The organism is Nocardia acididurans (assembly GCF_016741815.1).
In the GTDB taxonomy this organism is placed as follows: domain Bacteria; phylum Actinomycetota; class Actinomycetes; order Mycobacteriales; family Mycobacteriaceae; genus Nocardia; species Nocardia acididurans.
Genome location: NZ_JAERRJ010000026.1, coordinates 1 through 13,209 on the forward strand (window position 1 = coordinate 1; position 13,209 = coordinate 13,209).

The window sequence follows — 13,209 nt, forward strand, 5'->3', positions numbered from 1 at the left end:
ACGATGGGGCAGGTCAAGTTGTCACCTATCCCTGCGGCAGTCCCGATCGAGCCAGGTGACAGGCTCCTTCTTTCTGTTTGCCCGGATCTGGGGCTGGCTATCGTCTACCCCTTTGAGGTCGTCGACCTTGCGTTATCCGCTCTCCATTCCGATATCTTCGGGGTTTCCGATGACGACGCCTGAGATCGAAGCGGCTCGAATGTTGTTACAGCGACTGGGAATCACACCTGAACAGCTGCTTGGAAATTCGACATCGCAGGTGCTTCCGACGTTCGGAGAATATATCCCAGCTATTGCCGCGACGGTCCCTGGTAGCACTCTTCGGGTATACGGAACCTACTTGGACCGCCTTGTCGAGGAATGGGGTACGCGACGGCTGAACGAGCCGACCGCCTCGGATCTCACGACAGCTTGCTGAAAAGACTAGACGCCGGGCCATCATTCGCCGAAATTCCCGAGGCGGCCGCAGTGCCGCAGAGAATCTCATCGCCGCAGCTCGGTGCGTATACCGCCAAGCGGAAGAAGATGGATACATACAACCTGACAGCAACCCGGCACGGCGAGTCGCGAAGCCGCGGCGCCTTGCCAGCACCCGGAGAGCGATTTCGAATCGTCAGCTCTCCGAGATCGTTCAGGTCGCAGCGACCACCGGCAACGATCCCGAGCTGGACTCACTGCTTCTGCGGATTCACATCGAAACCGCTTGCCGCAGATGCGGTGTGCTCGCGCTCCGACCGATGGACCTCGACTCTCAGCAATGCCTCATATTCCTACGGGAGAAGGGAGGCACGGTCCGCTGGCAGCCGGTGACTCCAACGCGGATGAAGGCATTGACAAATCATGTGGCAGAACGACATCGAGGCACGGTAGACCAGGGATCACCGCTTCTCCGCCGCCGCAACGGCGCACCGGTTACGCGCAGGCACTACGACTCCCTGTGGAATCGCATTGGCAGAGAACTGGAATGGGTGGCCCGCCAGCAGATAAGCGCGCACTGGCTACGTCACACAACCCTCACCTGGGTGGAGCGAAACTTCGGATACGCGGTTGCCCGTGCCTATGCCGGTCATTGCAATCCGGATGGACGCACCGGAGAGACGGTCACCTACATCAAGGCAAGCCTGGAAGAGGTTGCCGAAGCACTGGCAGCATTGACAGGGGAGCCACACCCCCTCGCCGGCTGAATTAGGACGCAGGCAACCTTCTCAGCGCTTCAGATCCGTACGAGGTCGCCAGGACCGACCGGCACCTCATGCGCCCCCGTCAGGTACTGAGCTATCCGGCCTTCGTCGGCATGCTCGACCGCCATGGCCACGCGCGGGTCCATGGCGGCCACAACCCGAGCTGCAACGAGATCTGGGCCGGTGAACGCACCGGGGACAGCCACTGCCGACGAGGTGACCAACCGGTGCGCAGCCGCGTCCAGTTGCCGATAGCGGTTGACACGCAGGGTAGCCAGAATCAGGACCGGGTTCTGGGAGTGGCTGGTGAGCAAGCGGTCGATCGTACGTAGGGTGAGTGCGTCGAGGTGAATATCGAGATCGTCCAACCAGATCACGGTGCGGGGGCACACGCACTCGAAGACTTGTGGGTGGCTCAACTCGCCCGCCGCCGGCTTGAGAAGATGCCAGTCCTGTGATGCCAACCGCTGCAATGCTTCCCACAGGGTTCGTGTTTTTCCTGCCTGAGCGTCGCCGACCGCCACGATCATCGTGCTTGTGCCGCCGACCGCCCGGCGAACCGAGTCCCGCACCCGAATATCGTGTGCGCGTGCCACATACCGGGGAAGAGTAGGGACCGCAGGCTCAGCGGCGACGGAGATAGGCGGATGGACGCCGAGATCAAAGGCATCGGTAGCCATCGCGACTGGAACGTACTGCACTCCGACCACCCGGACGTAGGCCCTCCACCAGGCGATAACGTCGGGCGGGCGGACATTGCACGAGTCCAGCGCTCGCTCGATCGCAGCCCACGAATGCATGTTGCCCTCGCCGGTCAGCAGGTGAACCTCTGATACGCGGCTGCCGGACTCTCTGGCGAAAGCAGACAGACTGCGGTAGCTGCGCAGGATCAGATCTTTGAGCGCGTCGCCGAGTTGACGACTCGTCCGAATATCTTCCAGGCTGGATGTGGCTTCGGAATCCGCGGACTGCGCTGTCGGCTCATCCTCGTGGTCGAGGACACGGGTCTCGCTCAGCGCATCTTGCAGCCGCGTCCAGGCCGCGTCCGTCCCGATGCCGGGATGATGCGCGACGAGGTGGTCGCCCACGGCCTCGAACACTCGGCGCGCGAACTCGTCGTACGGTCCCGGTCCGGTCTGCGTGGTCTTCTCCGTCATTCGATCACCACTCCTGCGGGGTCGGGCAAGTGCTCGGCTCGGTGTGTGGTGGGGTGACGGCACGAGAGCTCTTGTTCTGCAATAGATTTCAGCTTCCGTCGCACTCGGTGCAAGCAGCTGGTCACCGCCGTTCGGGTGGTGCCCATCTCCTTCGCGATCGCTGCGATCTCCATGTCCAGTGCCCACCGCATTGCCGCCACGCGGAATTCCCCTTCGCTGAGATCAGTAAGCACTTTGGTCCAGAACTGTGCAACAGCAAGTCGGCCTATCGCCTCATCCGCCACAGCAGGCGCCGTGGGGTCCGCAATCTCCCGGGGTGCATCGCCGAGCTCGTGTGTCACTGGATCCGAAAGTGCAAAGTCCCACTGCCCCTTCCCATTTCGACGCCAGTGATCGATGACGCGACTACGGGCAAGGGTCAGTAGGTGCGCTGTGACCTCCTCGGACGGCATATCAAGCACCCCCGGCGTGTTCCACGCCTCGAGGAAGACCTCGTGAGTCACATCATCGGCATCGCGGGAATCGCCGCGCATTACCGATAGAACCCGCCGATACACCATCGGGCGATGGTGCTGGTAGAACTCGCCGAACTGGTCACGGCGTGAGCCCGCCGATCGGGATCCGTCTGTTGCTGTCATCCCACATCCCGGCGCACCACTGGCAGCGCCGGAGCATCTGCTCGCCGCATCATGAACCGTATTTCCTGTGCAGGCAACGATGAACACTCGACGATCGTCTGTGTTCGGCGGAATTCTACGACCACATGTAGGCCACGAGACATCCCTTCCCGCATGATCATTCGGGTCAGCCGATGCGCCAGCACCCGATATGCGATGCCCAGTACGCCGGGCCACAGTACGGCCAGCGCCAACAGCACTGTCGCGGACGACGGGACCGCCGCCGCCAACTCGGCGGGAACGATCGGGGAGCTCATCTGCATACCTAGAGACACGCAGCCATCACAGCGTCGATCACTCGACGCAGGTCACGACGCACCTGCTCCCGCAAGCTCTGAGCTACCCAGGTGGGTTTCATCGCCGGCCCCGCTTCAACAGGATCTCGAGTACGCGGCGTGCGTCGGCTGGAATTGCGGCATGGCAGATTGATTCTCTAGGGTGTAAAGATCGCGTCAAGGTGGCGCATGGTGTGCCGGGAAGTCTGGTCGGCGAGTTGCCAGGGGCCTTGTGGCCTGACGTCGATGTCCCGGGAGGACCATCCTTGGCTGCGGCCCAGCGTAAGCGCACCGTCTTTCTCGGATTGCCGACCTGGGCCGAGCGCTCGGCGCTCGGCGGAGCTTTGCGCACCGAAACAGTGGGTGGCCTGGTCCTGCTCGCCGCCGCGGTGCTGGCCCTAGTGTGGGCGAATTCGCCGTGGAGTGACTGGTACGAACGAATCCGTGATTTCCAACTCGGCCCGGCCGGTCTCGGGCTCGAGCTCTCCGTCGGACACTGGACTTCCGATGGGCTGCTGACCATCTTCTTCCTGGTCGCTGGCATCGAACTCAAACGCGAACTGGTTGTAGGGGAGTTGCGCACACCGTCGAGAGCCGCGCTGCCGGTAGTAGCCGCGATCTCAGGCATGGTGCTGCCCGCACTGGTCTACCTGAGCGTGGTGCTGCTCCGCAACGGCAGCCCAGCCGGCTGGGCGGTCCCGATGGCCACCGATATCGCCTTCGCGCTGGCGGTACTCGCTGTGCTCAATACCCACCTTCCGGCCGCCCTGCGCGCATTCCTGTTGACCCTCGCGGTGGTTGACGACCTGGGCGCGATCGCGATCATCGCCTTCTTCTTCACCGACGACCTGAACCCGCTCGCTCTCGCCGGAGCCGGAGTCGGGCTCGTTGTTTTCGCTGTGCTGCAACGTCTTCGGATTCGCGGCTGGTGGTTCTACATCCCGCTCGGGGTGATGATCTGGGCATTGACCTACGTGGGTGGCGTGCACGCGACCGTCGCGGGGGTGTGCATGGGCTTGCTGCTGCGCGCGAAACCCGACGACAGCACCGGCGAGGTGGACTCGTCCGGAGCCCGCACCAGCCATGTGCTGCGGCCGATTTCGGCGGGTGTCGCGGCGCCGCTGTTCGCTCTGTTCGCGGCGGGCGTCACCATCTCCGGAACCGCACTCGGCGAGGTCTTCATTCACCCCGAGTCCCTCGGCGTCGTACTCGGGCTGGTGCTCGGCAAAGCTCTCGGCATTTTCGGCGGTACCTATGTCGCTGTCCGATTCACTCGCGCCCAGCTGAGTCCGAACCTCCGCTGGGCGGACGTGTTCGCCCTCGCGGCGTTGGCGGGTATCGGTTTCACCGTGGCCCTGCTGATTGGCGAGCTCGCCTTCCCCGCGGGTTCCGATTCGATCAAGGCCGCGGTCCTGGTCGGCTCACTACTGGCCACGCTCATAGCTTCGGTCTTGGTCAAGCGCCGCAATGTGGTCTACCGGCAGCTTTGTGAGGCCGAGAACCGCGATGACGACGGTGACGGCATACCCGACATCTATCAGTCCAAGGGGATCACCGGCTGAACTGGCTGCCCGGCCCGACGACGGCGGCTCGGAGCTCGGTGGCGACGAACGCGTGGCTCAGTGCGATTGCGCCGCGGCTTCGCCGCCACGAACTAGTGGATTACTCGGGCCGGTCGTGGTGTTCAAGCTTTGCAAACGCCCGACCATGCTGAAGTTCGCCCAGCGCTGACTCTTTGTGCTCGGTGATGATGTTGCTGAGCCGAAATACCTCACGTGGATCCGGGAGCAGGTGCCGTCTGGTGAATACGGCGGCTCGCGCCAGGCGGCGCACCGCGTAGGTGAATACCGTTGGGGCTTGCGGGATTTGCAAGGTGTCGACGACGTGTTTTTCGGAGAATGCCAACGCCAGCCAGCGTCCGAACCAGTGCAGTGGCCGCGGGAACCAGCGGGTCGCGAACTGGTCGATGAGGGCGTTGGCCAGTCGTTGTCCGGCCGGGGAGTACGCGAATTCTGCTCCGTGTTCATAGGATTCGAGCAGTTGTTCCATGCCGTGCCAGGTGTGCGGGACATCGATGACGCCGAGGCATTGGGAGACGCTGCGCCAGTGGATGATTTGGGCGCGGCGCTCGTTGTCGCTCAGTCCAGGAGCTCCCGCGACATGGTGCAGGAGCCGGTCGAAGCCGAGGGTGAAGACGGCGGCGCTGTGCTGGAAGGTGTGCATGGGCATCGGCCAGTTGCGGGCGACGCCGGAGTGCCAGTTCCGGACGTAGTCGAGGCTCGCGATGCTGGCGGGGCTGGAAACCCCGTCGTCGATCCATGAGAAGAGGTGGAACATGGTTTCGTCGGCGCGGCGGATTCCGTGGTCGTAGAGCAGCCCCGTGCCGTTGCGGTCCACTGACTCCGCCGAGACGGGTGGACCGGCGAAGCGGATGAATCCGACGGTATAGAAGAGGTGCACGAGGAGCAGGCTCTTCGGCAGGTATCGGCAGCTGGTCAATCTCACGATCCGTTCGCTGTCCACTTCTGGGTCGAGCCGCTCGATTTCGGCGCGAATCCATTTGTAGCCACGCTTCTCGGTTGTCATCGGGTTCTCCTGTCAATCATTCGCCGCGACTGGGGTTTCGGATCTCGGGTCGACGGCTGTGGGGGAGTCGTGCGCAACAAGGCGATGGTCAGCACGGCGCCGAGGGCGGCCAGCGCCGTGGTGGTCGCGAAGGCGAAGTTCAGTCCGATCCGGTAGGCGTCGGCTGCCGTGGATCGCCGGGAGACCATGTCGGCGAGCAGCAGAACGGCCGTGACGCCGATTCCCGACCCGACACGCTGCGCCGTATTGACGATGCCTGCCGCGATACCGGCATCGGATTTGTCGACGGAGGTCACGGCCGGAACGGTGACGCCGACGAATGCGGCGGGCAGGCCGACTCCCAGCAGGACCGCGCCGGGCAGTACGTCGATCAGGTAGTCGGCGTCGCCGGGCAGGCGAGCGAACCAGGCCATCGCCAGTGCTTGCAGTCCGAGACCGATGGCCAGCACCCGCCAAGCGCCCAGCCGATCCAGCGCATACGGGATCAGCGTGCGGGACACGACGATGTTCACCACCGCTACCGGCAGCACCGCCAGACCGGACGCGGTCGGGCTGTAGTGCTGAGTGTTCTGCAGATACAGCGCGAGCAGCGCGAAGGCGGGGACGTGGGCCGCGCCGACCAGCGCGTTCACGGCGGCAGACCCGCTCACCTGGCGAATGCTGAACAGTCGCAACGGCATCAGCGGATGGGCGCTGCGCGCTTCGAGGAGCACGAAGACCGCGAGCAGTGCGAGACCGAACCCCAGTTCAGCCCACGCGGTGTCGCGAGTGGCCTCATCGCCGAGTGCGCCGATGGCATAGCCGATGAGCAGCAGCGCAGCCGTGCCCGTGATCGCGCCCGGCACGTCGAGGCGGCGCGCCGCCCGGACCGACAGCGCCGGATCGGCTGGCAGCAGTCGGACAGAGGCCAGCGCCAGCACGCCCACGGGCAGGTTGATCAGGAAGATCGACGGCCAGCCGAACAGGTCGGTGAGTGGTCCGCCGACCGCGGTGCCGATGGCCGCACCGGCCGCGCCCATCGCGCTCCACATGCCGAAGGCGCGATTTCGTGCGGCGGGTGTGGTGAAGGTGGTGGTGAGCAGTGCTAATTGAGCGGGGATGATCACGGCCGCGCCGAGTCCCTGCAGCGCCCGTGCGGCGACGAGAACCGTTGGCGTCGAAGCGAATCCGGCCAGGACCGAGGCCATTGTGAAGACGGTGAGCCCGCCCGTGAACACCCGGCGTGGCCCGAGCAGATCCGCGGCGCGCCCGCCGAGCAGCATGAATCCGCCGAAGGCGAGCAGGTAGGCATTGGTCACCCAGCCGAGTCCCGATTCGTCGAGTCCGAGGTCGGCGCCGATGCTGGGCAGCGCCACATTCAGCACGGTCGTGTCCAGGAAGACCACCAGCTCGACCGCCGTGATCAGCAGCAGGACCAACCGGTCTTTCGCTGCGAGTACACCCCTGTTCGACATGAGCACAACCTTTCACTAGAGCGTCACTACAGTCAGATTTCACTAGAGTGACGGTCTAGTCAAGTAGGATGTGCGGCATGACGGGCAAGAACACCGGAGTGCGGGCGGCCAAGACCACGGCCAACCGGGTCAAGATGCTGGCCGCGGCGCGGGAACTGTTCACCACCCGCGGCTACACGCCGACAACCATGAAGGCCATCGCCGAACAAGCCGGCATGGCCGTGCAGACCCTGTACTTCACCTTCGCCACCAAGCGGGCGATCCTGTCCGAACTCCTCGATGTCGAGATCGCCGGCGACGCCGAACCGATCGCCACCATGGACCGGCCGTGGTTCGCCGCGGCGGTTGCGGCGCCACCCGCCGAGCAGATCCGGCTCCAAGTCGACGCGGCGGCAACGATTTTCGCCCGAGTCAGCCCGCTGCTCGAGGTGATCCGGTCGGCCGCGGCGACCGACCCCGAACTCGCTGAACTCTGGGAAACCAACATCGCCCAGCGGCACCTGGTTCAATTCCGCCTCGCTGAGGCCCTCGCCGCCAAAACGCCACTGCGCGAAGGCATCACCGCTGCCCGCGCCGCAGACATCGCCCTGGCCACCCTGGCCCCCGAGACCTACCGGCTGCTCGTCACCGAACGCGGCTGGTCCGCGGCGGAGTGGGCGTCCTGGGCAACACGGGCTCTTACCCTGCAGTTGCTCCCGCCGGAACCGGCGTTCGACACCCCTGACCCCGAGGGGACCCGATGAGCGTTCTGGTACTGGGCGGATACGGGGCCGTCGGCGCTCACTTGGTGAGATTGCTGCGTGCACAAGGTATCTCCACACTCGTCGCCGGACGTGATCCGGCCCGGGCGGATCGCGTAGTCGACCTCGCCGTGCCGGAGAGCGTCCGGCAAGCATTGGCCGGAGTGTCCGTGGTGGTGAATTGTGCAGGCGCTGAAGACATCCGGCTCGCCGCGGAGTGCGCCCGTCATGGAATCGTCTTCATCGAGATCTCGGCGACATCCGACTACGTGCAGGCGCTCGAGCATATCGACGGACCGGTGGTACTCGGAGTCGGTCTGGCTCCCGGCCTGACCACCCTGCTCGCCGCCGATCTGCTTGCGAAAGGCCCCGGCCCGGTCGACATCATGATCGGACTCGGCTCCGGCGAACACCACGGCCCCGCCGCCACCGCCTGGACCTACCGGCTGCTGGGCCGCCAGTTCACCGACTCCGACGGCACGTTGGTCCGTAACTTCACCAAACCCGCGTATTTCACCGTTCCGGGCGCAGCCGCCTCCGCCTACAAGCGCTTCCCCGCCCTGCGTGCCGACTTCGCCGACCAGCACCGCCTAACCCACGACTACGCCGTACCCGTTCGCACCTACCTGCGCTTGGACTCGCGTCTCGCGACCACCGGTCTTGCCGTCCTGACATGGGCCCCCGCACTACGATCACTGGCCCCGAAACGAATGCCGGGCAGCGACAGGTGGGTGATCCTCGCCCGATCTGTCAGTGGACCGGCTCGCTGGGCCACCGGCCGAGGGCAATCCCTGGCCACGGCAGTAATCGCGGCCGCCACGGTTCGAGAGGCGGCACGACACCCGATCACCGCGCCGACATGGATCCAAGAACTATTCGAGATCGGCACACTGCGGCGCGAATTGTCAGCGGCGGGTGTCAGCCTCTGGCACGTACCGGCGGTCCACATGTGAAGGCGGCGTAGAAGATACGTCGAGACACGCGGACGGCGGGGGCAATCGATGTCACTGCGCACAAACTGTTTTCGCTGTCCTGCAGCTGAATCGGGGCCATAGCATCCTGAGGATGGTGGGTGCCAGGTGGTGGAGTGTGCCACCATTTCCCAGGCGTTGGTTCGGGGCTGCAGTATGCTCGCGGGCAGTGGAACGCCTCAGATGAGATTCCGCACGGCGGTGGGGCCCGCCGTACCCGAACCGCGGCGGATGCCGCCAACGGTCCCTACTTGTGGGTGAAACGCGCCTTGCGGCGCCGCACGAGTAGGAGCTACGAATGTCAACCCCGAATTCAAGTACCGCGCAAAACGAGGTCGATCCGGACCTTTTCGATCCTCCCCCACGCCGCAACAGGTACGCAGAGCAGGCCCCGATCGTAGCCATCGTGGCGGTAGGCGGGGCCATCGGCGCGTGCGCCCGCTACGGCGCCGGGTTGATCTGGCCGACCACGCCAGGTGCCTTTCCAGTGACAACACTCGGTATCAATGCCCTCGGTTGCGCGATCATGGGTGCTTTCATGGTGCTCATCACCGAGATATGGACCACGCATCGACTAGTACGCCCGTTCGTGGGAACCGGCATTCTCGGGGGATTCACAACCTTCTCCACCTACGCCACCGATGTCACCGACCTGATCAACGACGGCCATGCCGCCGCCGGAATACTGCTGCTGTCCGCGACCCCGCTCGCGGCGCTCGCCGCGGTCTGGACTGCTGCCGCCTTCACCCATTGCCTCGCTACCCGGAGGAATCCATGACCAGGCTGACCGGTACCGCGCTTCGACTGACAATCTTTATCGGCGAAGGCGATCTCTGGCACCACAAACCGCTGCTTACCGAGATCGTGCATCGCGCCCAACAGGCGGGCTTGGCCGGTGCCAGCGTCTTTCGCGGGATCGAGGGCTTCGGTGCGTCCTCGCTCATCCACACGACTCGGCTGCTGTCGCTGAGCACCGACCTGCCGGTCGCGATCATCATCATCGACACCGCCGAGCGGATCCACGCGTTCCTGCCGCAGCTTGATGAGCTGATCGGCGAGGGATTGGTGATACTCGACGAGGTCGAGGTCATCCGCTATGTCGGCCGCGAGAGCGTAACCACGAAATGAGCTGGCTGCTGGTCATACTCGGTGCCATGATCGGTGCCCCGCTACGCTACTTGACCGATCGCTACATTCAAGCGCGACACGGTACCGTGTATCCGTGGGGCACCTTCGCCGTCAATGCCGTGGGCTGCCTGGTCCTGGGCATGCTCACCGGCGCGACGGTCGCTGGAGCGGCCGACTCCGAGGTGCAATTGGTTCTTGGGACGGGCCTGTGTGGTGCCCTGACGACCTATTCGACGTTCTCCTATGAAACCCTGCGTCTGGCTCAAACCGGTGCCCGCTCCTACGCGCTGTTGAATGTGGCTGCAAGTGTCCTCACAGGCATTGGTGCCGCATTCACCGGAACCGCACTTGCTCAAGCGATCTGGACCTAACACATAGAGACGACAGTAGGCGGCGCTCAGCCCCGCCGATCTCGCTGCGTCAGCACGGACTGCTGTCTGTAATAGCGCAGAGTCGCACAGGCGGGCCGTCCTGCTACGGCGGTCTAGCGATCGATTCGTCGATAGTCCGCCAGTTGCACGCGCAGCTTACCGATGCGGCGATGCATCGTGCGCTATCGGGAACGGAATCACATTGGATGTGACCGCGTACTTGTCGTTCTCGACACCGACCATCCGGGCCGCCTCGAGTTGGCGAGAGCACGTAACAGGGTGACAATCTCGGTGAATGATCATGGCCTCCAGCGCTTCAGCCTGGGTCATCTCGATATCATTCGGGCAGACGTGGCAGTCCTCCAGCCTGTCCAGTCGGGGACCATAGAATTCCATTTCCTCATCCTTGTGGTTGGACGGTCGCCCATGCCCATCCATGAGTGCGGGCGATTTCAGCAAGTTGCGTTCTGGCACTGCATGATTGCGGCGTCGTATCGTCTCCGGCAGTGCACGTCCGATGCCGCCGAAGCAGAATCTTCACGCCGTTCTCGGTCTCCAGAAACTGCGAGTGCGGCAGCCGTCCGTGATTGACGCGGGAGATAGTTCCGGTCACGACCTGACGCAGTTTCCGCGATGCCGACCACTCTCGTGGCCGAGGCGAGGCGCGTCGATCCACCTGCCATCGTCGAGACGTATGCGGACCGATTCATTCGAATCGTTGTACCGCCCCGCATTTCTGATGTCTTCGATCAAGCAGAAAGCAACGATAGCTGTGCACATCCCAATGAAGAACACCAAAACCCAAGCATCCCAGGACATTATGGCTCCTAGGTCCTGTCTCCCAATGATTTGAGCCATTCGACGATGAGGGCCAGGACGAATCCGGCACGGTAGGTGGTCGCGAGTTTGTCGTATCGGGTGGCGACCGCCCGCCAGTGCTTGGCCCTGTTGAAGGCGCGTTCGATGACGTTGCGGCGTTTGTAGATCTCGGCGTCGAAGTGTTCTTGCGGCTGGAAGGCATTGCCAGCCAGATCATCTCGCACAATCCGGTGATCCTTCCGGCGCTGCTTCAGATCGCCGACTACCGTCGCGCGCTAGATCTCGCCGGGAACCCGAGCCTGTCCCGGGTGATCCCCTTCTCTGCCGGCGCACATCCCGGACTCACTATGCAGACCTTCGATTGGCTGCAATTCCCTTCGGGGACCAGCGGTCTCACCTTGCCGACGGTCGTCTATGCCGAAGGCGCCATCGGCAGCGTCTTCCACGAGCACGACGACGAAGTCAATCGCTATCGACAGGCGATCGAGGCGATCAGAGCGGTAGCGTTGGGACAACAAGACACCAAGGATCTAGTGCTGAAGATCGCGAAGGAGTTCGGGGCGTGAATAAGCCGGTCAAAGGCGAGTGGTACAAGTCGAGCCGGTCCAACAGCGGCAACCAGTGCGTCGAGGTCTTCCACGGTGACGCCGTAACACGGGTCCGGGACACCAAAGAACATGGCAGCGGCCCGGTCCTCGAGTTCCCGGCGGATTCCTGGACGAAGTTCATCGACAGCCGAGTGTGGGAAATCTGAGCAGAGCTCACGCTGAACGCCCCTGGTGGTACCTGACGGGACCCCGCTCGACTGGGTGGTTGTGATCGTGCGAAGCCGTCATTGTCGGCACACATCGGAATGGGCGTGCCCGCCGACGTGCGGGAAGAGTATTCCGTACAGCGATATCCGCAGCTCGCAGGTGTAGGCGTTGGCGTAGGCGCCGTTCTGGGTCACTTTTCCGATGGCTGCCAACATTGCGGGGAAATCGACGGCGGCCCGATCGAGTTTGTCGCCGTTGAGGATCAGCAAGGTCAAGGAGTCGCGGGCGGCGATTTGTGCCTTTGCCAGTTGGGGTTGGATCAGGGTGATCGTGTCGACCAGGCCGGTGGTGGCCTCGGCGATTTGAACGGTCGACGCCAGGAGGGTCTGACCTTGTGAGTAGAGGCCGCCGATGAGTGCGCGGGTCTGGGTGACCAGGGTTTCCAGTTCGTTGCCGCGGGTGGCGAGTCCGCGCATGATGTCGGAGAGATTGGCGATGACGTCGGCGAGAATGGTGTCGCGGCGCTGGAAGTCGGTCGCCAGTGCGGCGGCCTGGGTGATGAAGCTGCTCAGGGAGACCCTGTCTCCTTGCACTGCGAGGATGAGGGTCTCGGAGATGGTGTTGACCTGCTGTGGTGAGAGGATTTGGAAGAGCGGTTGGAAGCCGTTGAGTAGCACCGAGATGTCGAAGGACGGTTCGGTGCGCTCGAGGGGAATGACACCGTTGTTCGCCAGCACGGTGGGGTCGCCCTCGTGTCCGCGGTTCAGTGCGATGTACCGCTGGCCCATCAGGTTCTGGTATCGGACCAGGGCTTTGGTGTTGTTGTGCAGGTACTGATTGCGCTCGACGACGAAGGTCACCCTGGCGTTGTAGTTTTCGTCGAGTTCGATGGCGGCCACCTTGCCGACCCGAACCCCTGCAATGCGTACATCGTCGCCCGTGCGCAGGCCCAGGACATCGGAGAAGACGGCGCAGTAGGTGTTGGTCCTCCCGTTCACATTGCGAGCCAATGTGTTCCAGATGACGGTGGTTGCCAGCATAGAGACGATCGCGAACAGGCTGAAGCCGATCAGCTGCCGACGAAGGCCGTGCTCG

Annotated in this window: 18 protein-coding genes; 10 read left to right on the forward strand and 8 right to left on the reverse strand. The window is 63.8% G+C overall.

Features of this window, described 5'->3' with window-relative positions; all coding sequences use genetic code 11:
- Nucleotides 1–183, forward strand: a 183-nt coding sequence (locus JK358_RS39755) for a hypothetical protein (protein ID WP_232852582.1), incomplete at its 5' end; no start/stop codon positions are given.
- A gap of 482 nt (nt 184–665) precedes the next feature.
- Nucleotides 666–1,184 (forward strand): tyrosine-type recombinase/integrase, encoded by a 519-nt coding sequence (locus tag JK358_RS37855; protein WP_232852591.1) that lies wholly within the window; start codon nt 666–668, stop codon nt 1,182–1,184.
- A 29-nt stretch (nt 1,185–1,213) separates the two neighbouring features.
- On the opposite strand, the gene JK358_RS37860 is transcribed toward JK358_RS37855, so the two are convergent.
- From JK358_RS37860 to JK358_RS37870, 3 genes are read right to left on the reverse strand one after another with little or no spacing between them, the layout of a single operon-like run.
- Nucleotides 1,214–2,338, reverse strand: coding sequence for a hypothetical protein (locus JK358_RS37860; RefSeq protein ID WP_201958466.1), 1,125 nt, complete (start codon nt 2,336–2,338; stop codon nt 1,214–1,216).
- Nucleotides 2,335–2,976, reverse strand: a complete 642-nt coding sequence (locus JK358_RS37865; RefSeq protein ID WP_201958468.1) for an RNA polymerase sigma factor — start codon at nt 2,974–2,976, stop codon at nt 2,335–2,337. The genes JK358_RS37860 and JK358_RS37865 overlap by 4 nt, the downstream gene beginning before the upstream one ends.
- Nucleotides 2,973–3,272 carry a hypothetical protein gene (locus tag JK358_RS37870; RefSeq protein ID WP_201958551.1) on the reverse strand — a complete coding sequence of 100 codons (300 nt, stop codon included), beginning with the start codon at nt 3,270–3,272 and terminating at the stop codon, nt 2,973–2,975. The genes JK358_RS37865 and JK358_RS37870 overlap by 4 nt, the downstream gene beginning before the upstream one ends.
- A 284-nt stretch (nt 3,273–3,556) precedes the next feature.
- Between JK358_RS37870 and nhaA the strand changes: the two genes are divergently transcribed.
- A complete protein-coding gene (nhaA, locus tag JK358_RS37875; RefSeq protein WP_232852583.1) occupies nt 3,557–4,852 on the forward strand; it encodes a Na+/H+ antiporter NhaA in 1,296 nt (431 codons plus the stop codon).
- A gap of 100 nt (nt 4,853–4,952) precedes the next feature.
- Here the strand turns inward: nhaA and JK358_RS37880 are convergent, their stop codons facing one another.
- Together JK358_RS37880 and JK358_RS37885 are read right to left on the reverse strand one after the other, a co-directional pair.
- Entirely contained in the window at nt 4,953–5,876 is a 924-nt protein-coding gene (locus JK358_RS37880; protein WP_201958471.1) for an oxygenase MpaB family protein, read from the reverse strand.
- A complete protein-coding gene (locus tag JK358_RS37885) occupies nt 5,873–7,330 on the reverse strand; it encodes an MFS transporter (protein WP_232852584.1) in 1,458 nt (485 codons plus the stop codon). Before JK358_RS37885 ends, JK358_RS37880 begins: the two co-directional genes overlap by 4 nt.
- 77 nt (nt 7,331–7,407) lie before the next feature.
- Between JK358_RS37885 and JK358_RS37890 the strand changes: the two genes are divergently transcribed.
- The 5 genes from JK358_RS37890 to crcB all read left to right on the forward strand — a co-directional run bounded on the left by JK358_RS37890 (nt 7,408) and on the right by crcB (nt 10,540).
- Nucleotides 7,408–8,073, forward strand: coding sequence for a TetR/AcrR family transcriptional regulator (locus JK358_RS37890; protein ID WP_201958475.1), 666 nt, complete (start codon nt 7,408–7,410; stop codon nt 8,071–8,073).
- Nucleotides 8,070–9,023, forward strand: coding sequence for an NAD-dependent epimerase/dehydratase family protein (locus JK358_RS37895; RefSeq protein ID WP_201958482.1), 954 nt, complete (start codon nt 8,070–8,072; stop codon nt 9,021–9,023). The genes JK358_RS37890 and JK358_RS37895 overlap by 4 nt, the downstream gene beginning before the upstream one ends.
- A gap of 316 nt (nt 9,024–9,339) precedes the next feature.
- Entirely contained in the window at nt 9,340–9,819 is a 480-nt protein-coding gene (locus JK358_RS37900) for a fluoride efflux transporter FluC (RefSeq protein WP_201958484.1), read from the forward strand.
- Nucleotides 9,816–10,169 carry a DUF190 domain-containing protein gene (locus JK358_RS37905; protein ID WP_201958486.1) on the forward strand — a complete coding sequence of 118 codons (354 nt, stop codon included), beginning with the start codon at nt 9,816–9,818 and terminating at the stop codon, nt 10,167–10,169. Before JK358_RS37900 ends, JK358_RS37905 begins: the two co-directional genes overlap by 4 nt.
- Nucleotides 10,166–10,540, forward strand: a complete 375-nt coding sequence (gene crcB / locus JK358_RS37910; RefSeq protein ID WP_201958488.1) for a fluoride efflux transporter CrcB — start codon at nt 10,166–10,168, stop codon at nt 10,538–10,540. The genes JK358_RS37905 and crcB overlap by 4 nt, the downstream gene beginning before the upstream one ends.
- Nucleotides 10,541–10,696: 156 nt before the next feature.
- On the opposite strand, the gene JK358_RS37915 is transcribed toward crcB, so the two are convergent.
- Complete coding sequence (locus JK358_RS37915; protein WP_201958490.1) at nt 10,697–10,936, reverse strand: hypothetical protein; 240 nt, start codon at nt 10,934–10,936, stop codon at nt 10,697–10,699.
- Nucleotides 10,937–11,367: 431 nt separating this feature from the next.
- Nucleotides 11,368–11,583 (reverse strand): transposase, encoded by a 216-nt coding sequence (locus JK358_RS39760; RefSeq protein WP_372440811.1) that lies wholly within the window; start codon nt 11,581–11,583, stop codon nt 11,368–11,370.
- 6 nt (nt 11,584–11,589) lie between these two features.
- On the opposite strand from JK358_RS39760, the gene JK358_RS40235 reads away from it, so the two are divergent.
- Together JK358_RS40235 and JK358_RS39765 are read left to right on the forward strand one after the other, a co-directional pair.
- Nucleotides 11,590–11,925 carry a Scr1 family TA system antitoxin-like transcriptional regulator gene (locus tag JK358_RS40235; protein ID WP_201958492.1) on the forward strand — a complete coding sequence of 112 codons (336 nt, stop codon included), beginning with the start codon at nt 11,590–11,592 and terminating at the stop codon, nt 11,923–11,925.
- Nucleotides 11,922–12,113 (forward strand): DUF397 domain-containing protein, encoded by a 192-nt coding sequence (locus tag JK358_RS39765; protein WP_201958494.1) that lies wholly within the window; start codon nt 11,922–11,924, stop codon nt 12,111–12,113. Before JK358_RS40235 ends, JK358_RS39765 begins: the two co-directional genes overlap by 4 nt.
- A 78-nt stretch (nt 12,114–12,191) precedes the next feature.
- Here JK358_RS39765 and JK358_RS37935 read toward each other — a convergent pair whose 3' ends face one another.
- Nucleotides 12,192–13,154: an MCE family protein gene (locus tag JK358_RS37935; RefSeq protein WP_201958543.1), complete on the reverse strand. Its 963-nt coding sequence runs from the start codon at nt 13,152–13,154 to the stop codon at nt 12,192–12,194.
- Nucleotides 13,155–13,209: the final 55 nt, after the last annotated feature.